The 19,892-nt window shown below is 63.6% G+C and carries 22 protein-coding genes and 3 pseudogenes; 6 read left to right on the top strand and 19 right to left on the bottom strand.

What is annotated here, in order from left to right; all coding sequences use genetic code 11:
* On the top strand, window positions 1-810 hold an 810-nt coding region (locus tag AAHS21_RS25195; RefSeq protein WP_342930263.1), incomplete at its 5' end, for a hypothetical protein.
* A gap of 244 nt (window positions 811-1,054) precedes the next feature.
* Here the strand turns inward: AAHS21_RS25195 and AAHS21_RS25200 are convergent.
* From AAHS21_RS25200 to AAHS21_RS25240, 9 genes and pseudogenes are all read right to left on the bottom strand, one after another.
* Window positions 1,055-1,324, bottom strand: coding sequence for a hypothetical protein (locus AAHS21_RS25200; protein ID WP_342930264.1), 270 nt, complete (start codon window positions 1,322-1,324; stop codon window positions 1,055-1,057).
* Window positions 1,325-1,357: 33 nt separating this feature from the next.
* Entirely contained in the window at window positions 1,358-2,032 is a 675-nt protein-coding gene (locus AAHS21_RS25205; RefSeq protein WP_342930265.1) for a RelA/SpoT domain-containing protein, read from the bottom strand.
* 337 nt (window positions 2,033-2,369) lie between these two features.
* Window positions 2,370-2,819: pseudogene (locus AAHS21_RS25210) on the bottom strand (NUDIX hydrolase); the annotation flags it as partial.
* Between the two features lie 597 nt (window positions 2,820-3,416).
* Window positions 3,417-3,737 (bottom strand): annotated as a pseudogene (locus AAHS21_RS25215) (protein tyrosine phosphatase); the annotation flags it as partial.
* A 112-nt stretch (window positions 3,738-3,849) separates the two neighbouring features.
* Window positions 3,850-4,245 (bottom strand): HNH endonuclease signature motif containing protein, encoded by a 396-nt coding sequence (locus AAHS21_RS25220; RefSeq protein ID WP_342930266.1) that lies wholly within the window; start codon window positions 4,243-4,245, stop codon window positions 3,850-3,852.
* On the bottom strand, window positions 4,245-4,472 hold the full coding sequence (locus AAHS21_RS25225; RefSeq protein ID WP_342930267.1) for a hypothetical protein: 228 nt from the start codon (window positions 4,470-4,472) through the stop codon (window positions 4,245-4,247). Before AAHS21_RS25225 ends, AAHS21_RS25220 begins: the two co-directional genes overlap by 1 nt.
* The gene (locus AAHS21_RS25230) at window positions 4,469-5,245 is read right to left on the bottom strand and encodes a hypothetical protein (RefSeq protein WP_342930268.1); all 777 of its coding nucleotides are present in this window, start codon (window positions 5,243-5,245) and stop codon (window positions 4,469-4,471) included. The genes AAHS21_RS25225 and AAHS21_RS25230 overlap by 4 nt, the downstream gene beginning before the upstream one ends.
* A complete protein-coding gene (locus AAHS21_RS25235) occupies window positions 5,208-5,594 on the bottom strand; it encodes a hypothetical protein (protein WP_342930269.1) in 387 nt (128 codons plus the stop codon). The genes AAHS21_RS25230 and AAHS21_RS25235 overlap by 38 nt, the downstream gene beginning before the upstream one ends.
* Window positions 5,595-5,815: 221 nt before the next feature.
* A complete protein-coding gene (locus tag AAHS21_RS25240) occupies window positions 5,816-6,115 on the bottom strand; it encodes a hypothetical protein (protein ID WP_342930270.1) in 300 nt (99 codons plus the stop codon).
* Between the two features lie 167 nt (window positions 6,116-6,282).
* On the opposite strand from AAHS21_RS25240, the gene AAHS21_RS25245 reads away from it, so the two are divergent.
* Window positions 6,283-6,450: a hypothetical protein gene (locus AAHS21_RS25245; RefSeq protein ID WP_342930271.1), complete on the top strand. Its 168-nt coding sequence runs from the start codon at window positions 6,283-6,285 to the stop codon at window positions 6,448-6,450.
* A 384-nt stretch (window positions 6,451-6,834) separates the two neighbouring features.
* Here AAHS21_RS25245 and AAHS21_RS25250 read toward each other — a convergent pair whose 3' ends face one another.
* From AAHS21_RS25250 to AAHS21_RS25265, 4 genes and pseudogenes are all read right to left on the bottom strand, one after another.
* A complete protein-coding gene (locus AAHS21_RS25250) occupies window positions 6,835-8,139 on the bottom strand; it encodes a phage/plasmid primase, P4 family (RefSeq protein WP_342930272.1) in 1,305 nt (434 codons plus the stop codon).
* A 115-nt stretch (window positions 8,140-8,254) separates the two neighbouring features.
* Window positions 8,255-8,665 (bottom strand): DUF2742 domain-containing protein, encoded by a 411-nt coding sequence (locus AAHS21_RS25255; RefSeq protein ID WP_342930273.1) that lies wholly within the window; start codon window positions 8,663-8,665, stop codon window positions 8,255-8,257.
* Window positions 8,665-8,862 (bottom strand): annotated as a pseudogene (locus tag AAHS21_RS25260) (helix-turn-helix domain-containing protein); the annotation flags it as partial. The pseudogene AAHS21_RS25260 and the gene AAHS21_RS25255, both read right to left, overlap by 1 nt.
* A 315-nt stretch (window positions 8,863-9,177) precedes the next feature.
* Window positions 9,178-10,368 (bottom strand): site-specific integrase, encoded by a 1,191-nt coding sequence (locus AAHS21_RS25265; protein ID WP_342930274.1) that lies wholly within the window; start codon window positions 10,366-10,368, stop codon window positions 9,178-9,180.
* 326 nt (window positions 10,369-10,694) lie between these two features.
* Between AAHS21_RS25265 and AAHS21_RS25270 the strand changes: the two genes are divergently transcribed.
* The 3 genes from AAHS21_RS25270 (at window position 10,695) to AAHS21_RS25280 (ending at window position 12,122) form a co-directional block, all read left to right on the top strand.
* On the top strand, window positions 10,695-11,102 hold the full coding sequence (locus tag AAHS21_RS25270) for a hypothetical protein (RefSeq protein WP_342930275.1): 408 nt from the start codon (window positions 10,695-10,697) through the stop codon (window positions 11,100-11,102).
* Between the two features lie 223 nt (window positions 11,103-11,325).
* A complete protein-coding gene (locus AAHS21_RS25275) occupies window positions 11,326-11,751 on the top strand; it encodes a ricin-type beta-trefoil lectin domain protein (RefSeq protein WP_342930393.1) in 426 nt (141 codons plus the stop codon).
* A 227-nt stretch (window positions 11,752-11,978) separates the two neighbouring features.
* Entirely contained in the window at window positions 11,979-12,122 is a 144-nt protein-coding gene (locus AAHS21_RS25280; protein WP_342930276.1) for a hypothetical protein, read from the top strand.
* 16 nt (window positions 12,123-12,138) lie between these two features.
* Here the strand turns inward: AAHS21_RS25280 and AAHS21_RS25285 are convergent, their stop codons facing one another.
* The 3 genes from AAHS21_RS25285 to AAHS21_RS25295 all read right to left on the bottom strand — a co-directional run bounded on the left by AAHS21_RS25285 (window position 12,139) and on the right by AAHS21_RS25295 (window position 14,758).
* Window positions 12,139-12,630, bottom strand: a complete 492-nt coding sequence (locus AAHS21_RS25285) for a hypothetical protein (protein ID WP_342930277.1) — start codon at window positions 12,628-12,630, stop codon at window positions 12,139-12,141.
* Between the two features lie 115 nt (window positions 12,631-12,745).
* Window positions 12,746-14,419: an alpha/beta hydrolase gene (locus AAHS21_RS25290; RefSeq protein ID WP_342930278.1), complete on the bottom strand. Its 1,674-nt coding sequence runs from the start codon at window positions 14,417-14,419 to the stop codon at window positions 12,746-12,748.
* 12 nt (window positions 14,420-14,431) lie between these two features.
* Complete coding sequence (locus AAHS21_RS25295) at window positions 14,432-14,758, bottom strand: WXG100 family type VII secretion target (protein ID WP_342930279.1); 327 nt, start codon at window positions 14,756-14,758, stop codon at window positions 14,432-14,434.
* A gap of 1,503 nt (window positions 14,759-16,261) precedes the next feature.
* On the opposite strand from AAHS21_RS25295, the gene phoU reads away from it, so the two are divergent.
* A complete protein-coding gene (gene phoU, locus AAHS21_RS25300) occupies window positions 16,262-16,936 on the top strand; it encodes a phosphate signaling complex protein PhoU (protein WP_342930280.1) in 675 nt (224 codons plus the stop codon).
* A 22-nt stretch (window positions 16,937-16,958) separates the two neighbouring features.
* On the opposite strand, the gene AAHS21_RS25305 is transcribed toward phoU, so the two are convergent.
* The 3 genes from AAHS21_RS25305 to AAHS21_RS25315 all read right to left on the bottom strand — a co-directional run bounded on the left by AAHS21_RS25305 (window position 16,959) and on the right by AAHS21_RS25315 (window position 19,848).
* A complete protein-coding gene (locus AAHS21_RS25305; protein ID WP_342930281.1) occupies window positions 16,959-17,312 on the bottom strand; it encodes a VOC family protein in 354 nt (117 codons plus the stop codon).
* A 13-nt stretch (window positions 17,313-17,325) separates the two neighbouring features.
* Window positions 17,326-17,799 carry a GtrA family protein gene (locus tag AAHS21_RS25310; protein ID WP_342930282.1) on the bottom strand — a complete coding sequence of 158 codons (474 nt, stop codon included), beginning with the start codon at window positions 17,797-17,799 and terminating at the stop codon, window positions 17,326-17,328.
* Between the two features lie 69 nt (window positions 17,800-17,868).
* Window positions 17,869-19,848 (bottom strand): serine/threonine-protein kinase PknD, encoded by a 1,980-nt coding sequence (locus AAHS21_RS25315; protein WP_342930283.1) that lies wholly within the window; start codon window positions 19,846-19,848, stop codon window positions 17,869-17,871.
* Between the last annotated feature and the right edge of the window lie 44 nt (window positions 19,849-19,892).

Consider the following 19,892-nt stretch of genomic DNA (forward strand, 5'->3'; position numbering starts at 1 on the left):
AAATCACCCCACCGACACCGCCCTCAGACGGCGATCAGCAAGCCGGAACGGAGGTCGCCTGAAACACGCCGATCCACAGGTATTGACAATTCCTCGACCTCAAGCCCCATCTTCGGGATGTCTGCTGTCCTGGTCGATGACGTGGGCGCCCCAAAGTTGCGTGCCGCGGTCAACCAGCTCCGGAGCGAATTTGGCGTGCCGGCGAATAAGCCCATGTCTTGGAAAGAGCACGTCAAAACCCATGACAGGCGGCGGCGTGCAGCCGACGTGCTCGGGGCGGTCGACGAGATGAAGGTGTGCTACGTGTACGCCATCAAGAGCGAGCTGTCGCCGTCCTCGTACGTTGGCAACCGCGATCGCTTTTACAACTACGTCGCGTACAAGCTGTACAAGTCGACGATCTGGGCAGCCCGAAACTGGCATGGCGACTCGGCGCGCCTGTTGACCCGATTCGGACACGTCAGGCACCACGACCACACAGTCACAGAGTCATACATCAAGTGGCAGGCGTCGTCAGACCCGAGGATCCCCTTCCACATGGAGCAGGGGCTCAGGTGGGTGTCAGCGGGTCGTTATCTCGAGAGCCAGGCCGCGGATCTGTTCTGCGGCTTCCTGAAGTCCGCCTTGTGGCCCGGCGGCGACTTCGGGTACACCGAACCGAGTTACCTGCTGAGCGTCTGGCACAAGATCCGCAACAGCGAAGACTGCGCGATACCGCTAGGGATCATGTCGATGCCCCACAACAAGCTGGTGATTGATCAGGCCTGGTTTCCATGCAACGCATGCCCAAAACGGACGCCGGGTGTTTGAGAGCTCCCGCGGGCCGATCCCGTTGGGAGGGCGGTGGCAGCACCGCTGGCGATCCGCGGCGAGCTCTCAAACACCCGGCTATGGGCGACGGTAGCGCTAGGCACCGACAATGGAAAGAAAAAAAGTAACGATTCGATAACGCTTGTTGCTTGTTGCCTGGTGAGGGTGCCGATGCGAGTACCGGAATCGTTACCCGCTCAGCGCGTGTCGACGCTCGAAGCTGACCCACTGAGCAGTGAACCGCTTAGGCGACTATCGGGTCTCGCAGGAACTCCGAGAAGATTGAGCTCTTGGAGGGGTTGAAGTAGTGCCCGTGGGTCTTCATCACGGTGTCGATGCTGTCGGCGCCGATCAAGACGATCTCGTATTTGTCCAGGTGAGGTCGATATTGCTTTTCGGCAGCGTTGTACGCAGCGATCGCCTCGTCGCTGTTGACGTACTCGTTGCGGTGGATCAGTCGACCCTCGTCAAAACTGAAGACGAGGAGGAAATACACGGCATCACCCTTGGCCACTACATCCCCTCTCTGACCTGGTATTTTTCAATCTTACCTGCTGTAGAACCCCGCGGTGATCACGGCCTCGCGGGCAACACGGACCCTCGCATTAAGCTCCGAGGATACGGATAGCCCGTATTCGCGCCGATAAATCAACTCACCGGTCGATGCGAAGTATTCCAGCATCTCCGCGGGAGCCTCGCCATCTTTGAGATTTACGCCCCGATGGCCAAGTCGGGCATCAGCTGTCTCCGCAGCTTCAGCCCATTGCTGCTGACCTCGGGTTCTCAATTGCACCTCGATCGCCCGATCGTCGCGCACCACCACGAAATGCACTGCTCTATAACCGATTTCCTTCGGATACTCGATGTAGTCGCGCGCATCGCGGCGGAACTGATGTTTCCAGTTTTTCTCTATACGTCGGCGCACGCGATTGAGTTCATCCCCATTCCGCAAGATGGCCCGAACGCCACCGATGTCTTCTAGCCGAGCGAGCATCGTTCTCCCGGTCGGCGAACCAACGGTGCGCTGAAGCTTTCGAATGATGCGCGGTACTCGCTTCAGCCGCTGGCCTATGACGTCATCCGCACACTCGGTGCGCACCATGCTCGTCAAGCCGTTCCTGATCTTGAGCAGCGGATATGCGTGAGCCTCCCGGAAGTCGTGGATGACCTGAAGCGCCTCATCCAGCTCCGCTTCTGAGATGGCTTCATGCTCGTACGCCACGCGGCGGACCAACTCCCCGCACTTGTTGATCCTGTTTCTGCTCGGCTCCGCCACGTGGTGGCCGTTCAGCCGACGAAAGCCTGCGGCGAAGCCGACCTCGGTTTAGGAGCCGCCCCGACTACGGTCGCGTACGCATTCGCGAGCTGCTCGAGGTACGCCGGGGTTTGGAATTCAACGGCGCCCTTCTTGATTGCTTGGAGCAGCTCCCGAGCGGTTTCGTCCGCAAGGTCTCTGATGTTCTCGCCAGACATGGCTACGGACGATAGCTGCCCAGTCCGTTCCAGGGGCCCGTTTCACACATCTGAATTGACTCGGGCATTCCTGGTAGTCGCAGTTTGCGAAGTGCTGGCCAGCTGGCCGCGAATCCGGGATGTAGCGGCAGGCCGGTTACCTCGTTTTCAGGCACCCAGCGCAACCTCAGGGCCTCACTATTCGGCCGTGTGGGCAGTAGATAGTCGGCACTGCCGACGACCGTGGTGTAGGTCCAATCGGTCCTGGCCGGGCGGTCGGTGACGAGCTGGGCCCGCAACCGGATCTCATTGTTGGGCACGCCGGCCTCCTCGCGCGCCTCGCGCAATGCGGTCTCGGCTGGGGTCTCGTGGCTGTCACGGGCACCGCCGGGCAGGCCCCAGGTTTCTCCGTGATGGGTGCTTGGCGCTCGATGCTGCAGCAGGATTGCGGTTTTGCCATCGGGGCGCGGCGCCCACAGCAGCAGGCCCGCCGCCCCGTACAGGCCCCAGCGGCGCTCGCCACCAGCGGAGACCCAGCCGTTGCCATCGCCGGGCAAGCCCCGCGGCCGCCGGCGAGCATCGGTGACAGGATGGACAGGAACGCCGTACCGCGCGGCCAACTGCTCGGCGATGCCGCCAGCGGCGTACAGGCGGGTGATTCGGCAAGCGGACGCCTTCCACTCAGGCGATGCAGACCGCACCAGGCCACCGCTGGCACCTGCCGCAGACATGCCGCCCTTCACTAGGCGTGCATCCGGCGACAGCTGCACTTGTCCCAGCACAACGGCCGGAAACTGAGATGGGTCAAGCAGATCACCTGCGAACGCCTTTGTGGCGTGGATGTGGGCCCAGCAATCGGTCGCGGTGGTGAACGCATAAGCTCCGCACCAACAGCCGGCATCGCCGTCATGCGGACAGAACGCCTCGAATTCGACTGCCGGCCAAAGATAGGAGCCGACAGGTGAAGCAAGCACACCATCTGGTGTGACCTTCCACCAGCGCCAAAACTCGCCCGCCGACCACCGTTTGATCTGCAGACGCTTTGCCACCCATGCGTGCAGAGCAGGCATCGCAGCATCAATCCGGTCGAACGCCGCCTCGAAATCAGGAGCAACACAAGGGTTTTTGGCCTCGACATACCGGATCCGGTCGTCGCTGACCCCTCGCCGCTGCAGGGCGGTCACATTCTCAACCCCCAGTGCCACTACCAGATCAGCGCCCAGAGGGTCGCTGTCGAGCTTGGTTGGCCGATGCTTCGGCACGAGGTAACCGCGCCCGCGCAGCACTCGCGCGGCCCGCGAATCCACATCGTCACCAAAGGGATTCGAGCCCGCACTTGAAACCCACACCGTGTCACTTAAGCCGAGCTGCTGCAGCTGCTGGGAGAAGACGGCCGCGGCCATCGGTGACCGCGCCCTGTTGTGGCGACAGACGAAAGCGATGTGCGGCGGCGTGCTGCGCGACGCGTCGTTCACCTTCGTGGCTCGTAGACTGCAGTGATGCGCGCTCTACACCGCTTGCTCGATCGGATCCTTGAGGCTGTCGAAGATGCCCGGGATCGGCGAAGCGTGCGCCGGCGAACTGGGGTCACGGTGTCGGCCGAAGACTTGTGGGCCCGGCTCGGTATCGACCCCTGAGCGTGCGATTCTTTCGCGTGCCGGCCTTGCGGCTGTTGCAGCTGCGGCAGAGGACCTGAAGCTCTCCGTCTGGGGCGCCGCCGCGACTGATCTCGTCGATGTGGTCGGCGGTGAGGTCGGTGCTGTGGTGCGGCGGCCGGTTGAAGCCGGGGCACCAGTCGCCGTGCTGGGCGCGGTGGGCGTCGACCGCGGCTTTGCGTCGTGCTCGGTCTGCGTCTCGGGCGACCTTGGTCGGCGTGGTGGCGCGTTGGAAGCGGTCGCTCTCGCGGCGGTGGTCTTCGCATCGCGACTCAGGCTGCAGGCCTGGACATCCTGGGACTGAACAGACGCGCACGCGATGAGGCATCAGCCGGGTCGCTCCCCATCCCCGAGGCGCGGTGTTTTGCTGTCCCGTTGGGGCTTCGGCTGGCTAGCGATGGCCGCCTCGAGTTCCGCGATCGCGGCGAGCAGCGCGCGGGTGGTGCGTGCCTGCGGATTGATCCCATCGTCGAGCAGAATGCGCTGATGCAGCCGCTTCGTGATGGGCCGATCGTCGGGGACCTCGTCAGGCGACGCCACGATGGTGACGCTCATGCCCCGCCCCCCGTTTCAGCGGCCGTGCGAGCTCGAGCCTCGTCGACCGCCTGTCGCCGGGCGGCTTCTTCTTCATCCGGAGTGGCGTCGCCGGTGAGCCGTGCCGCCCGAATGGCATCGAGACTGCGTGACGGATCGGCAGCGGCGTACTCGGAGATCTGAGCAAGGCTCAGGTTGGCGAGCTCCGTAGGCCGGGGCAGGCTGGCACCGATCGCGCCGCCCAGGCGAGATGCGATGCCGTCAAGCGCCTTTCGCAGGGAGACCAACTCGGCGAGCTTGTCAGCGACTGTGGCGTGAGTACTCGCGTATTTGTCAACGATTACGTCCCATCGGGATTCCCAGGCCCGCATCACGACAGCTTTGGCGAGGACAGCATCGCCAGAAAGTTCAGCGGTCCCAAGCATCTTCGCCGCCGCCTCGACGCTATCAAGCTGGCCGGCCCGGTCCACTGCATCACGGAAAGACACCGCGTCCGCTCCTGTTGATGCGCCGGCCGTCCCAAACACGGTGCGTTCCAATGAGTTGTATCGCTGAACCAAGCTATCGAAGTCGAGTTGTCGCAGACGGGCGATTTCAGCGCGGGTGTTACTCCAGATCCGCGCAATCACCTGTTGACGACCAAGCTCGCTGAGGCTCACATCGCCACGGACGTTATCGCAGGCCCGACGGTACGCGACCTTGAGATCGTTGATCTTCTGTCGGTTCGCGGTATTGGTGATCGCGGCACCGATGTCATCAGTGCTCGTCGCGATCGCGTCGCTTAACCAACTCACGGTGTTCCCTTCTGCTGTCCGCGTAGCGGATGACAGATCGCCGCGAGAACACCAGGTGTGTCGATCCCGCCGGCTGTGCCCCGTCGAGATCGGCCTGGAGCCTCCGCACGTGCCTAGCGCTGCAGCCAAGGAGAGAAGCTGCTTCGGCGGTGCCGATCAGGTCATCCGGTTCTAATTCTGTTTCACTGCCCGAACTTTGATGTCCGGCAGCGGACATCAAAGTCAGCCAGCGATGCGCTTCCCGCACCTCAGCCGGCACGGTGGGACGCTGCCGGATGAAATTGCTCACCGCGTACAGCACCGGCCCGACAAGGTACTCAGGCAGCTCAACGCCGCGCCGGCCGGTCATCGATCGCCCCACAGGAATCGACCAGCGCGTACCCGCCGCGACCTGCTGAAACCTGTTGCCCCGCAACCAAATCCAACGTCGCGTGAATCGGGAAACACGTTGCAGGACAACACAATTCGCGGCACCAAAAACCCGGCCAGGGCCTTCCGCGCTTTTCGTCTAACTTGCGGCACGGGGAATTTCCCTACCCCCCGGCGGTCTCCCCTTACCCTCGCGAGGGGTCATGCCCCACCCCCTGGGGTCGTGTCGGTGCTGGTCACTGGTGTGAAGGCTTGGTTGTCGACGTCGGTGGGTTTCGCAACGTGACCGTCGATGAGCCGTAGTTTCGGGCGGTCCGCCGGCGCGATGTCACTCTCGGCGTTGTCGAGTCGATTTTCGATGCCCATGAAGATGGTCAACAGCTTGAGGGCCTCGTCTGCCGTGAGGTCAGAAGGGTGGATGCGCTGCCAGGATCGGGCGATCGCACCCAGGATCGGTCGCAGGTCAATGCCCTCGTGGTGCTCAAAGTTGTTGGTGGTCATGGTGTTGGATTCCTTTCTGCGGGTGTTGTGCGGTGCCATCCGCATGTGCGGCCGGCGTTGGCTACTTCGACTCGGCATGCGGCCCCGGATTTGGTTGGGCGGCCGCATCGCAACGGCGCGAGCTGGACGCGTGAACGCCACCGCGGTGGTAGGGGGCCGAGTTGTTCGTGGGTGACGGTGGGGCACGACGCGTCGTAGCGAACGGTTTCGTCACCCATCGCGGCCGCCGCGGCGAGAACAAGGTGTTCGTTGCCGTCGACGTCTATTGCGACGGCGGCCGAGTAGCCGGCCAGTCCTTCGCAGCACAGGGATGCGCGACGCTCTGGATCGAGTAGGTGGCAGTCGATGGAAGTCATGGCAGTAGCGGCCTTTCATGCAGGGGCTCGCTGAAGTCGCGCGGCGGGTATGGCTTTCCGTCGCCCGTGTCGATACCGGCTGCCGCGCGGTCGACGCAAGGAACGCGGCGCACTCGTCCATCCGGTCTTGTGCACCACTGTCCTGGCGTTGCGCCGCAGTGCTTGCACGAGACGTCCAGGGCGCCGGTGTCGTCGTACGCCGCGCGTACGGGGCGCCCTTTCATGAGTTCACCAACCGTGTAGGTTGTTGTTGGGGCTCTGACCTGCGGAAAGTACGCAAAGTACGTATCTCCGGTATGTCCTGTAGTGTGCGCGCGCATGGGGCGAACCAGAACTGCGTACTTTGCGTACTGTTGGGCCCGTTCATGACTCGTCCTCAGCGTCAGTGAATTCCGGTCGGATGCCGATGCCCGCGCGCCAGCGCTTGCTGTTGCTGACTGGGCCGGCCGGATATCCGCGTTTGTCTAGGGCCGCGCCGAAGGCGCGTTGACTCAGCGGTTCCGAGCCGTCTTGGGTCTGCCACTTGGCGAACGCTTCATGGAGTTGGCCCGTGGTTGCCTTCATCTGGGAGCCGATGATGCAGCGATCGGCGATGAATCGGCCGATGGCGTCGCTGTTGCGGTGATAGGTGTCAGTGGCTTCCCGGATGCACGCGGGTTCATCAAGCCCGCGCTCGCAGTAATCCTGATAACCCGCCACGGCCCAGGAGAGGATGCCGTCGGCTTCTAGCTGCAGCTGAGAGTCCAGCTCGCGGTTCTGTTCCTCAGGGGGAATCACGACGTCGAACGGCACTACCCGCAGCCTGCGCCAGACCGCCTCGTCGTCGCCCGACACCCGGGGAAGATGGTTCGTGATCAACAGCGGTGTGTGGCTGGGTGTGAATTCGACGAAGTCCTGGCGCATACGGCGGGCTCGGATGGTGTCACCGCCCGTCAAACGCTTCATCGTTGCTTCAGCAAGCCGGCGATCCTTATCGGATTCGCTGACGACCACCCATCGGACGCCGCGCAGGTCCATCTCCCCCGTGGGGTGTGCGCCTTCTCTGTGCATGAAGAGATCCGGCTCGGCGGTGCATGCGTAGTCACCCAGGGTGTAACGGATCGCTTTGTCTAGCACCGACTTTCCGTTGGCCCCGACTCCAGTCATAATGGGCAGGACATGCTCCCGGACGGCACCGATCAAACCGATCCCCAACAGCCGCTGCACGAACCCGCGCACCTCGGGGTCGGGTAACACGCGTTCCAGGAACGCTGTCCAACGCGCCGATTTGACGTCCTGGTAATAGCCGCCCGCGGCCGACTTGGTGATTCGATCTGCAGGAGAGTGATTGCGTAATTCCATGGTGCGCAGGTCCAGCACGCCATTCGCGACATTCAGCAGGTAAGGATCGGCGTCGAGGTCTCGCACCGTCGCGGCGAAAGGCCTTAGTGCCGAAGCGATGTCGAGAACACCGGATACGCCGGCCGCCGACTCGCATCGGCGCACGTCGGTGCGGAGCTGTTTGTCGTCAAGCGATTCGGCGAGCGCCGCCCGTAGGATTTCAATCACCGCTCGCTTGGCCGCACCACGATCGTCGTACGCCCAACGCTTCCCGGTCCAAAAATGCCAACCGAGACTATGGACGAAAAGTAATCGTTCACAGAAGTTTTCAGCCAACCGATAGGCCATACGCACCTGTCCCGAGTGCTGCTCAGGTGCCCCGTTTGGGACAGGTGAGAGGTCGCGTTGCGCGCTATCGGGCCATTCCGGCTCGGGATAATCCTGCCCGTATGAGATAGCCACCCTATGCCACTCCCCCGCGCCGTAGCCAGGGACGTTGGCGGTAGAAGGCATCGAGCTGATTGACCTCGTGAGCTACGGCAGCCCAGTTAGCGGCCGTCGAGATAGCTCTACTCGCGTCGGCCCGAGCGGTTTGGGCGACTTCTATCCGCAGTACGTGATGTTCGCCGGCCACGGCCAGCGCCAATAGCTTCCGCAGATCGCCGTCCGCCAGCGCGCACCACGTAGGGGTCCCCGCCATCGGCAGCGGACCAGAGTTCGCCTGGGCGACAATGGCATCGATAAAGCGATGAGCCTCAGCCCATGACACCTGTTGGCTCGTGGTGTGAGCCTCCGAGGCGCTAGACTGGGGCGCAGCGATTGGCGTCGTCGAGTTGGGCCGGGGGTTGGCACCCGGCCCTTTTCGTTCGGACATTAGGCCGCACCACCACCGCCGAAAGGCTGCATGGCAGCGTCGATTTCGTTGAGGTCGACACGGATGACGCGTCCGTTCAGCTTGTATGCGCGGTACTTGCCAGACGCAATGTGCCCGCGCACGGTGCGGACACTTTCTAGATCGAGGTACTCGGCGGCTTTTTGTAGAGACGCCCACCGAGGCGCCGGCGAAGGTGAGTCTTCTTTTCGGCTGGCGCGGTTGGGTTTTGACGGTGAATCGACGGTTCGGGTCGGCGAGGACGCCACGGGATCACGCTCCAACGCGGGTGTTGTTTGGGTGTGTGGTAGCGAACCGGCATGCCGCAATCGGCGCGGTTCAGTTACTTCCCAAGGGTTAACGTCTCACGTATCGACGATGGTGAAGCCCGTAAGCCCGTCGGCATGCAGATCCCGTATAAGGCCCGTCGGCACAATCCTGCGGAGCAGGTATCTCTACAACTAGTACTACTTTCCGCTATGCGCAAGCAACACGCCGAAAAGCGCCGTCAAGTTTCACGTTGTGGGCGCAGCCATTTTCGAGAGCAGCTTGGCTATCTGGCGATCGCGGCCTTGCGCGGCATGCTGATAGCGCATCGCGGCCTGGGGTGTTGAATGTCCCAGACGGGCCATCAATTCGGCTAACGTGGCGCCGGTCGCTGCGGCTAGCACTGCCCCGCTGTGCCGTAAATCGTGCCAGCGCAAATCATCTCGCTTCGCGGTCGAGCGCGCCTTATAGAACTGGCGGTAGAGGCTGGCAGGGGCAAGGTGGCCGCCATGCGCGGCCGGGAACAGCAGCGCGCCTTTCTCTGGACCGGTGAACCGGGCAAGGTGATCCTTGATTGCCGGCAGGAGGTGAGGCGGAATCTCGACATCGCGCCGGCCGGCGTCCGACTTCGGGCTGGTGACCTGAAAGCCTTTGTCGACCCGCACGACGGCCCGCTCGACACGAACAACACCGTACGACTCGGGTTGCTCCTCTGAATCGACTGCGGCCGCGTCTAATTGCTCGTCGGCCGGCTCGACGATGATGATGTCGCGGCGTCTCAACTCGGTTAGCTCGCCGAACCGCAGCGCACACCAGCTCGCCAGTAGCACCATCGCCCGGTACTGCTCGGGCATCTCCTGGGTGATGGTCGCTATTTCGTCGAGCGTCGCGGGCCGGATCTTATGCACGCGTCGAGCGGTGCCGCCGCCGCGGATTACGCACGGGTTGACATTGATTTTGCCGTCGGATAGCGCGGTTCCCATGATCGTGCGCAGCAGCCCGTAGCAGTGGGCGCGCAGGGTCGGCGTCTTGGTGCCGAGCGCGGCGTGCCAGGCTCGGACGTCGTCGGCGGTGATCGCCGCGATCGGCAGCCCGCCGAACGTCGGCACGATGTGGTCCTCGAGAAGCTTCTGGTAGTGCTCGCGGGTGCGGTCTTTGAGGTCGCGCTGTGCCATCCACGTCTTGGAGTAACTGCCGAACGTCAGCTTGGGCGCTGGCTTCTCGTCGGCTTCAGGCGGTACCCACGCCTTGCGGATGATCTCCGCCTGCCGCAGCGACAGCCAGCCGCGGGCGTCCTTCTCGGTCAGGAACGTCTTGGGCGCGGAGTATCGGCGGCCGTCGGGCCCGTGGTACATGGCCCGATAGCGGCCGCTGGGGAGCTTGTGCGCCGTACCGAAGGCGCCGCGTTTCTGCGACTTGCGCCCTTCTCCCCTGACCACGTCGAGCCTCTCTGCGATACTTCGGTGAGTACTGGCGTGAACTCCGTGAACTCGTTGTGAGCTAACGAGACTGTATCAACTTTCCAACAACTTTCCGGAACATGCTGCTACACTGAGCGGTGTCAACGCAGGTAAATCCACTATTTGCGCTGGTCACAACATCCACGCTAGCAAACTGATTGAACTGGTTCAATCCCAGTATCGCGCACCAGTATTTACGCACGTCAATCCAGTTATCGGCGGATCAATGCTCCGCAGGATCGACGGCCGCCGACCCGACTGTTTCGCGTCAGCAGCGGCATCCGACGCTAGGCTACCGTTCCACCATGCCCGAATTTCCCGCGCGACCGGTGGACCTGTCGTGGTTCTACACGCTGAATTTGCACGACCGGGTCAACCTGCTGAACAACCCGCGCCAGTCACTCATATCTCAGTTTGTCGAACGCATTCTGGCCCAGGTCAAACAGCACGGGATAGACCAAGCGGTCGTAGACGAAGCCCAGTGGAACGGCAGCTCCACCTGGAAGCTCGACGACTCAGTGAGGGCAAAGCTCGAGGAGGACGGTCACAAGCTTGATGGATGGTTCAATTCACTGACACCCAGCGAGCGCAACCACGTCATTTTGCACCGCAGCGAAGAGGGCACCCAAACCGCCGCGACAAAAGCCGGCGTCGACCCACGCATGGCCCACCCCTATCTCGAGATGAAGGCGACGAAACTCGGTCTGCCCTGAGATGGCGCCACTGTCATCGCCCTTGGGTGCGGTAGGTGCACGACTCAGTCCCCGCGTATTCGCAAGGGCGTCAATTCCGACTCGTGGCTGACGGCCCTGTGATTTGATTTTGCCGACAGCGCCCCCTCAGGTCTCGTCTCGCCCACTGAACGGCGCACATCGACGGCTGAGCAAGGAGCGCACAGTGCGGTTGATCAACGGTCGAGCCCTTGCTGTCGTCGCCATGGTGCTCGGCATCGCGGTGTTGAGTGCTGGCTCGGCGAGCGCCGACGGCCCGGTCCAGATAAGAAGCCGAATGGGCGATGCGTGTTTGGACGCCCCGGGTGGGAACTGGTGGGCCGCGGTAGTGGTCAACCCCTGCAATGGTTCCGACACACAGCGCTGGTTTTTCAATGGCCTACAGCTGCAGAACGTGGCCTTCGGCGGGGGGTGCCTGGTAAATCCGCAGGGCAACACTATGTTTGCGCACCTCGCGCCCTGCACCGGAATGTGGAACCTGAATTGGCATTACGACCCCAACAACGGTCACTACTCGACCGATCCGGGGTGGCTCTGCCTCGCCGTCCTCGGCGGACCCGGCCCTGGGACTTGGGTGTCCACCCGCTATTGCGGCGATGATCCGGCTCAAAGTTGGGACATCGTTCCGTAATACATTGACGCACAATGTATTACGCGAGTTCGATCCGCTCAACAGATATTCGAACTGCCCGATCTCTTCCAGGTTGCACCCGAGCACCGGAAAGAAACACCGACACGCACGCCTGCTCCATAATGCAGTTGTGTCCCGCCGACGTCAGCGGCGGGTCTGGGTAGGGGGTGCCATACGCTGTGCCTCTTAAGCGTGTCGACGAGTTGAGGCCAGGCGACCGGATACGAATGAAGATCGGGCGTGCCACCGTCGTCGCCGTCGAGGCCCTGCCCGAGGATCGCACCTTGATCACTTTCGCCTACGGGACAAAAGGCGCTGCCGACAACGATCTGACCGTCGATGTCCTCGGCGAGGATGAGTGGGGCGACTGAACCGACCCGACTGGGCTCAGGAGCCCGTCAGGATCGTCGGGAAGGGGCTGCGCTCCGCGGGCAGGTCGGGCGGGAAACACGGCGAGACACCCTGCAGCGTCGGGGCATAGCCCGGCTGATACCGGGCGATAATTTGCAGGATGTAACCGTCGGGCGCGTAACCAAATCGATTGGGTTTGTAGAAGCCGTCCCGCTCGTACACCTGCCAGCCCCAGCTCTTCCAGATGTCCCCGGCCTTGGCGACGATCGTGCTCGTGTCGACACCGGCCGGCAGCGTCAGATCACCATTGGTCGCGAATTCCATTGGTGGCGTGCCTGTTTCGACATCCTTACACGGATGCACGGTGCCGCCGCCGCTGTAACGGCTGGCGTCAAGCGTGGTTCCGGGCGGCAGCGCCGCAAGCGTCTTCTTGAGGTAACCGATCACCGTATCCTGGGCCTGCTGTTGGGTTTTCGGGATGACGGGTTCCAGCTTCCAGCCGGGCGGTGGCGGTGGCGTTGATTCCACGGGTGGTCCTCCAATGGGCGTGGCACCGGTCGGTGTGGGCGACCCCAGCGGGCGTTCGTGGCTACAGGCAACGACGAGCATGACCACCAACAGAGCACATGTGCGGCGCATACGCTTAGCCTCCCCCACTCGGAATAGCCTGGGGCGGTGGCACACCGGCGATCACGGCGCCCAGATTGAGCAGCGCCGGGTTGCCCTCGCTCCAGTAGCTACTGTGGGCCGCCACGCTCGGTGTCACCCCGAGCGGGTCACTGCTCGGCCCGGCAGCCGCGAACAGCCGCCTCGCACCGAAGTCGTCGGCGGTCGGATCGTGCCCCAGCGTCATGTCGGTCACCAACTCGATGATGTCATTGCGGGCTCGCATGGCATAGACATTCGCGCCGGGATCCAGGCTCAGGTCACCAGCGTGCTTGACCAACATCCCAGGGCTGCCGACCGCGATGACGTTGTTGGCGTCCAGATGATGGCCTCCAGATGCGGCCGCACCGACTAACGTCGAGCCGTAGCTGTGCCCGATCACCGTGTCGATCGACGGCGTGCCCACGTGGGACGCGCGCTGCCCGCTCTCGAACGCATCCAACGCGCCCGCACCCGTCCGGGCCCGATCGGGCCATGCCGCCTCGACGAGATCCATCGGACGGTCGTAGCCCATCCACGTCGTCACCGCGACATCGCCCGGCCTCAAGTTCGGGTCGGCCGCCATCGCGGAGTTGTACATCGCCAAAGACTTGAGGTCGCTGCCTTCGAACGTCGCGAGGTCTTGGCCGGTGCCGGGCACCAAGATCGCATTGCGACGGGCGTAGTCGGGGTTTGCGATCGCGACCGCCCCATGGCCCTGGTTATCGATCAGGCCGAGGTAGCGCCGCACGCCGTCGTTGCGGTTCAACGCCGTCTGCACCGCCCGATAGCCGTCGAGGCTGTGCCGGGCCGCCAGCAGTTGGGGAGCAAGTGCGTTGAATTCACCGGTCGTCGCTTCGGTGTGATCGCCCATATAGATCCGGGCCGCCAGTTCGTCGACGCGGTGCTGCAGACGGTCGACGTCGGCTTGCGTCTGCTGCTGCAGCTCGGGCAGATGAAGCCGGTTGTAGTGATCCTTGCCGAGATGATCCTGCGGATCCCACGGCATCCCAGGGTGATTGCCGATGTTGTGGTCCTGGCTGTAGAGCCAGTCCTTCTCCTCCGGCGTGAGCTTGTTCCACAGGTCGGCGAACTGTTTGGGATCCTGCGGCAGCGGCTGCTCCAATGCCCGTTGCACGTCGGGTCGGTTGTCATGCGGACCGGGCGGAATGGGCGCGTCGCCGTCGGCCATATTGATCGCCGTCGCCAACTCCTGGTCGACGGCGTTTGCCTCGGCCACGATCGCGTCCAATCGGGTTTGCAGCTCGGCGCGCTGCGTCTGCATCTTCGCCCATTCGGCCGCGGTGTAACGCAGCTGGGGAATCGCCAGCACCTGACTGGTCGAGGCGTCGACGTGCAGCCGGGCGGCAGCCACGTCCGCCCGCAACGTAGCAAGCTCGGCCTTGACCTTGTCGATTCCGCCGGCGGCTTTCTCGGCGGCCTGTGCGACGGCGAGCGCTTCGTTCCCATGCGCGTCGAGGTCTTGCCGCACTGCCGCATTCTGGTGTGCGGCGGCATCGCGGGATGCACCCTCCCAGCTGGCGAACACCGCGAGCGTCGCCAACTCACGCGAGGTGCCGAAGGCGTTCTGCGAGCGCGCGGAGGCCGCGTGAAACACCTCGCGCACCGCTTCGGCGTTCCAGCGGTCAATGTCCGCGACCGATAAGGTCATACCCCACTGTTCTCAGCCGCGGCCACTGACCGCGGCAGCTCTGGCAGCGACCCCGGCGAGTGCGCGCGCTCGCTGCGCCTCGGCCGCCGCATGCAGGACCGCGGCGTCTTGCAGCGCGAATCCGTGATCGCCGACCTTGCCCACTAACGCCTGCGACTCCGGCAGCCAGCGCGCAACCCTGGCGCTCAGCGCCAGGGCCGACGTACCGGCCCATCCGTACTGAGCCGCCTCGATCCGGTTGTCGGCCGTGAGGAACCCTGCCGCCAGATCCTCGGCCTGATCGCTCACTTGCCTTCCCGAGACCGTCAACTGTTCCACATCGATTTTGATGTCAGTCACGGTCGGATCCCCTTCCCGGTTGACAAGGCAGCACTCGAAGGTCTGCATCGGTAGCCGGAGCGTAAAGGCGCGAGGGACGCAACGCACTTCACCCCGTCGTCACGGGCTTCGAGCCACCATGACAACCGTGACATTCCGACAGTTGTGACGCCGCCGTCAAAAAGAGGCCGTAGGTATGGGTTTCTCGGATAATTCAGACTCGAGGCCTTATCTCTGAGCCGTTTTTCGGAACATCGGAGGGCCTCGGTATGAATTCCCCGATTAAGACAGACTCGGGGATTTATCAAGAATTTATTGGTTGCCAGGAGATAGCGCTAAAGCTGCTGGGATTACTTGATTTTGGCGAGTTAGATGCCCTACGTTCGAGAACAATCGGCTGCTAAAAATCTATTCTTTGTGCGGGAGGACGAAATGCAGACGATAGCGCTAGTGGTGGTGGCCGTGATCGGTGCATTCATGCTCGTTTTTGGCTTCGGCAACGTTGGCTGCTTCAGCGAATGCGCAGGCAACGCGGGCGGCATCAAGTGCTCCACTTGCGACTCCCCGTCCGACGGCCAGACAAAGCTGGGCTACCACTACATAGGTCACTAGCCAGAACTTTTACCAAGCACCGGCGGTCGACGCCGGTGCTTCGTTTTGCCGGCCGACGCGCCAGCGACCCCGACGCGATGAACTGAACAGCAGCTAGGCTCGGCGGCTGCGGCCCGCCGATGGCATTCGCGGCCTCCGGTTGCTGATGGACACCGCCCAAGCCGGTCGACTTGCCATTGACCAGGGGGCGACTTGTCCATTAACGGGCCGCTAATTGCCACACGATTCAAGATCAATAATGTGGCAATCAAGATCAGATTAATCACCAGTCACGATCAAGTAAATCCTCAATCAAGATCATACGGCCAGAAGTCCAGGCCAATTGCTGGGCCGCACACCTCCCGGCCGTATGAATTCCACACGAACTGCCGAATTCCACGCTCCGCTAACCCGGGTTTGTGATAAGACGGCGAACGTGATGCCGAGTCCGCGATCTTCTGAAACTCCTGGGTGCGGTGTAGCGGGGTAATGCCAATGCGCCGCCGGCGGATACCCCGGGAACCCGCTACAGAATCCCGTAAAACCTTGGGACGCAGGCACATTCGGGACGCAGCGTGAAGGCTTGCGTGAACCAGACTTGAGGGGTGTCGGCCGAAAAATTAAGTGAAGCGGCCACCGAGGATCCTCCCGGTGGCCGCCTCGTCGGCCATCAAACGATGCTAGCTTTCGCCCGCGATCCGCGTGCCGTTTTTCGCGAGTTCTTCCGCAGATCCGAAGATCGGACCGCTCGAGCCCAGGACAGCGCAGGTCAGAGGCTTCGCCGCACCGTCGCCGACCGCTGTCCAACGTTCACGTTTAGCGGGACCGAATGGTGGCATCCCGCGGGCTATGAGTCTGAGGATCAATCTCGATCGCGCACAGCGTCGCCTGATGGCGATCGGCTGGGCGTCCGGCGCGACCAGCTAGTCGATCATGCGGACCGCGTTTCATCACCAACTCGACGCACTGAGGCGAGGCATCGCCGACATGTGTGACCTCACCGGCACCGCGATGGCTCAGGCCACCGAGGCTCTGCTGGGCCCGGACATCGTCTTGGCCGAAGCCGTGATCAGCGCGCACCCGGACGTCATCGTTCGGGCTACCGAGATCGAGAATGACGCCTACACCCTGCTGCTCCTGCAGGCTCCGGTCGCCGGCGACTTACGGGCGGTTCTCGGTAGCCTGCAAAACGTTGCCGACGTCTATCGCATGTCCGCCTTGGCGCTGCATGTCGCCGACACGGTCCGGCTGCGACACCCCTGCACCGCAATCCCGGACGACATCAAGCCCTACTTCGCCGAAATGGGCCGCATCGCCGTGGATCTCAGCCGGAACGCGAGCAGGGTCGTGCTGTCCGGAAACGCCGAGCAAGCCGCCGAACTGGCCCACGACGACGATGCGATGAACGCGCTACATCGACTCGTGTTCACCATCTTGATGGACCGGAAGTGGTCGCACAGCGTCCCCGCCGCAGTCGACAGCACGCTGTTGAGCCGTTACTACGAACGGTTCGCCGATCACGCCGTGAAAGTGGGACAGCGGATTATCTTCCAGGCCACCGGTTCCCACGGCGGCCAATCTCAGCTCAAGCGACATCGCACCGCCTGATGCCGTTGCGGCCGAACGTCGTTCAGCGAGCCAACGGCGTGTAGAAGACCACGCCGTTGCCCTTGTTGTCGTAGACGACGGCACGGCGCTCGTGGGCGTCGTCGTACGGGCCCTTCACGATGCCGCCGCCGCTGGCCTCAACAGCTTTGGCCGCCGCGTCGACATCGGCGGTCTTGATACCGACGACGACCTGCCCGGGTATGGGATGGTCGACGTCCGTCGCCAGGGCGAGAGTGACGGGTCCGCCGTCGAGGGCGGCGAAGTGGGCGCCGTCGCGGAATTTCAGCGCCATGCCCAGGATCTCGCTGTAGAACCGGATCGACTCGTCCAAGTCGTCGGTCGACAAGATGATCATCTTTACTTCGTGCTCGCTCAAGGTTCGCCTCCAGTCAGCGGCGGAAGACCACCCACCGCATCGCGCTATACATGTACACCGCTTCGCACATGCCCGCAACGATTCGCGACAGCTGGTACTGCAGCCCGATAGCCGACAACAGCGTGGTCACCCCGAGGATGAAGGCCAGGTAGTTGACGACCACCACGACGACGTAGACCGCGAGCTGCGAACCGACCGCGCCGTGGGACTGGAAGTTGAAGGTGCGGTTGAGCGCGTAGCTCAGCGCGAAGGCACACGCGTAGGAGACGGTGACGGCAACCGGCACCGGAAGGTCGAGGCCGTCGCGCAGCGTGGTGAGCAGCACGAGATCGACGCTGAAGGTGAAGCCGTTGATCACGCAGAAGCCGAGGAACGTCGGGGCGATGATCGAACTGAGCCCGAACGGGAGCCGACTGACGACGGCCTCGCAGGACCTGTGGAATCGATCGACCGCGCGCGACTGGCTGACCCACGATTCGGCTGTCACGCGGTCACCGTGCCATGACCGGGTTTCGGCCATGTGAGCAATTGGCCAACTCTTCGCTCGCCGGGTGCCTCACTTCGCGGGCAGCTTGACGACCCGGTCGCCGGTGTAGTCGGTGACATAGAGGTTGGCGGCCTTGTCCACTGCGATACCGCTGGGGTGGTTGAGCCCGACGAAGGGCAGCACGCTCTGCCGCTGCGTCGCGGCGTCCATTTTCAGCACCCGGTTGTCGGTGTAGTCGGTGACGAAGATGTCGCCCCCGTCGTCCACCGCGACGCCGCTGGGGTCGCCCGGGGTTAACAGGCCGCTGAACGGCACCACGCTCTGGCGGTTTGAGTCCGCCTCCAGCTTCACCACCCGGCTGTTGCCCGAGTCGGCGACGAAGACGTTGCGCGCCTTGTCGAGCCCCACCCCTTCGGGTGCGTTGAGGCCGCTGAACGGCAGCTCGATCGGGGTGCTCGAGCCGGCCGGCAGCTCCAGCACGCGATTGGCGTCGGTGTCGGCGAGATACAGAGCGCCCGCGTCATCCGTCGCCACACCCTGGGGCCGGTGCAGGCCGGTGAACGGCAACACGATCGGGGCGCTCGAGCCGGCCGGCAGTTTGAGCACCCGATTGTTGTTGGTGTCCGCGACATACAGGTTCCCGGCGCTATCCCCCGCCACACCCTCGGGCGAGTTGAGGCCCGTGAAGGGAAGTTCGATCGCAGCGCTGGAGCCCGGCGCCAGTTTGAGCACCCGGTTGTTCATGTCGTCGGCGACGTAGACGTTGCCGGCGAGATCGACCTCCACATCCGCGGGGTGGCCAAGCCCATTGAACGGCAGTGTGACCTGAGCGCCGTACGAGGGATCGCGATGTTGAGTTGACGGCTTGACGTCATGGGTCTCGAGGTGCCCGACGATGACGACGAAGGCGAGCACCACGGCGGCCGCCATCGCCAGCGCGGCTGGAACCACGATGACCGGTCGGCGCCACCACGGGCGCCGCGCCGGGGTGTCGGCGTCGTCGGGCCAGGGCTGCTGGAACGGTTCGAGATCAGACGGTTCGTCGGCGGGTGCTGCTTCGACCGCGAGATACGAGGTGACCGGTGGCGGCGGCTCAGCGAGATACGAACTGACCGGTGGCGCGGACTCCGCGAGGTACCCGTTCGCGGCTGGGTTGGGCTCTGGCTCCGGCGGCGGTACCGGCTGTGCCTGCGTATCGGGCACCGCGTGTCTGGCCCTGACCGGTGCCCGCGTGGTGGCGGTGATGACGTCGTCCGCGGCGTCGGCCAGCGCGACGGTGGTGGCATACCGGTTGGCGGGGTCTTTGGCCATGCCGGTGGCGATGACGTCGTCGAGGCGCGGGGGCACGCCGGGCCGGGTGACGGACGGTCGCGGCGGCGGTGTGCTCAGGTGCGCGGCGAACAGCCACGTATCACCGGCGAAGGGCGGCTGCCCGGTCAGGCATTCATAGAGCACACACGCCAGCGAGTAGATGTCGGCGCGGGCGTCGGCCTCGCGGGCCCCGGATCGCTCGGGCGCCATGTAATGCCAACTGACGAGCTCGTTGTCGGAGTTCGTCAACCGCGTTTCGTACCAGGGCGCCAACCGGGCGATCCCGAGATCGACGAGGTAAGCGAAATCGTCGCGATCAATCAGGATGTTGGAGGGCTTGACATCGCCATGGACCAGGCCGATCTCGTGCGCCGCGTGCAGCGCGTCAGCCACCTGCCCGATGATGCGCACCGCACGAGCCGGCTCGAGCGGCCCGTTCGCCAACACCTCTTGCAGGTTGCGCCCGTCGATGAGCTCCATGTCGATGTAGAGCTGGTCGCCGATCTCGCCGTAGTCGTGGATGGGAACGATGTGCGCGTTGTTCAACCGTGCCGCCGCGGCCGCCTCCCGGCGGAACTGCTCCGCGATCGCGGGATCGGCAGCCAGCTGTGGCGGGAGTAGCTTGATCGCAGCGGTGCGATTGCCGGTCTCGGTGTCATGCGCCCGCCACACCTCCCCCAGGTCGCCACGGCCCAACAACTCGACGAGCCGGTAGCGACCGAACTCCCTTCCCTCCACGGGCTCACCATACCCAGCCGGGCCGTCGTTTGAGGGTCAAGTTC

Origin of the sequence: Mycobacterium sp. 050272 (assembly GCF_039023525.1) — a bacterium.
Classification (GTDB): Bacteria; Actinomycetota; Actinomycetes; order Mycobacteriales; family Mycobacteriaceae; genus Mycobacterium.

Bases quoted from the DNA above. Each gene is read 5' to 3' on its own strand.
- AAHS21_RS25220 (WP_342930266.1), bottom strand. From the start codon at position 4,245: ATGCCTCATCGCGTGCGCGTCTGTTCAGTCCCAGGATGTCCAGGCCTG.
- AAHS21_RS25225 (WP_342930267.1), bottom strand. From the start codon at position 4,472: ATGAGCGTCACCATCGTGGCGTCGCCTGACGAGGTCCCCGACGATCGG.
- AAHS21_RS25235 (WP_342930269.1), bottom strand. From the start codon at position 5,594: ATGACCGGCCGGCGCGGCGTTGAGCTGCCTGAGTACCTTGTCGGGCCG.
- AAHS21_RS25240 (WP_342930270.1), bottom strand. From the start codon at position 6,115: ATGACCACCAACAACTTTGAGCACCACGAGGGCATTGACCTGCGACCG.
- AAHS21_RS25250 (WP_342930272.1), bottom strand. From the start codon at position 8,139: ATGGCCTATCGGTTGGCTGAAAACTTCTGTGAACGATTACTTTTCGTC.
- AAHS21_RS25255 (WP_342930273.1), bottom strand. From the start codon at position 8,665: ATGTCCGAACGAAAAGGGCCGGGTGCCAACCCCCGGCCCAACTCGACG.
- AAHS21_RS25270 (WP_342930275.1), top strand. From the start codon at position 10,695: ATGCCCGAATTTCCCGCGCGACCGGTGGACCTGTCGTGGTTCTACACG.
- AAHS21_RS25275 (WP_342930393.1), top strand. From the start codon at position 11,326: ATGGTGCTCGGCATCGCGGTGTTGAGTGCTGGCTCGGCGAGCGCCGAC.
- AAHS21_RS25280 (WP_342930276.1), top strand. From the start codon at position 11,979: ATGAAGATCGGGCGTGCCACCGTCGTCGCCGTCGAGGCCCTGCCCGAG.
- AAHS21_RS25290 (WP_342930278.1), bottom strand. From the start codon at position 14,419: ATGACCTTATCGGTCGCGGACATTGACCGCTGGAACGCCGAAGCGGTG.
- phoU (WP_342930280.1), top strand. From the start codon at position 16,262: ATGCGGACCGCGTTTCATCACCAACTCGACGCACTGAGGCGAGGCATC.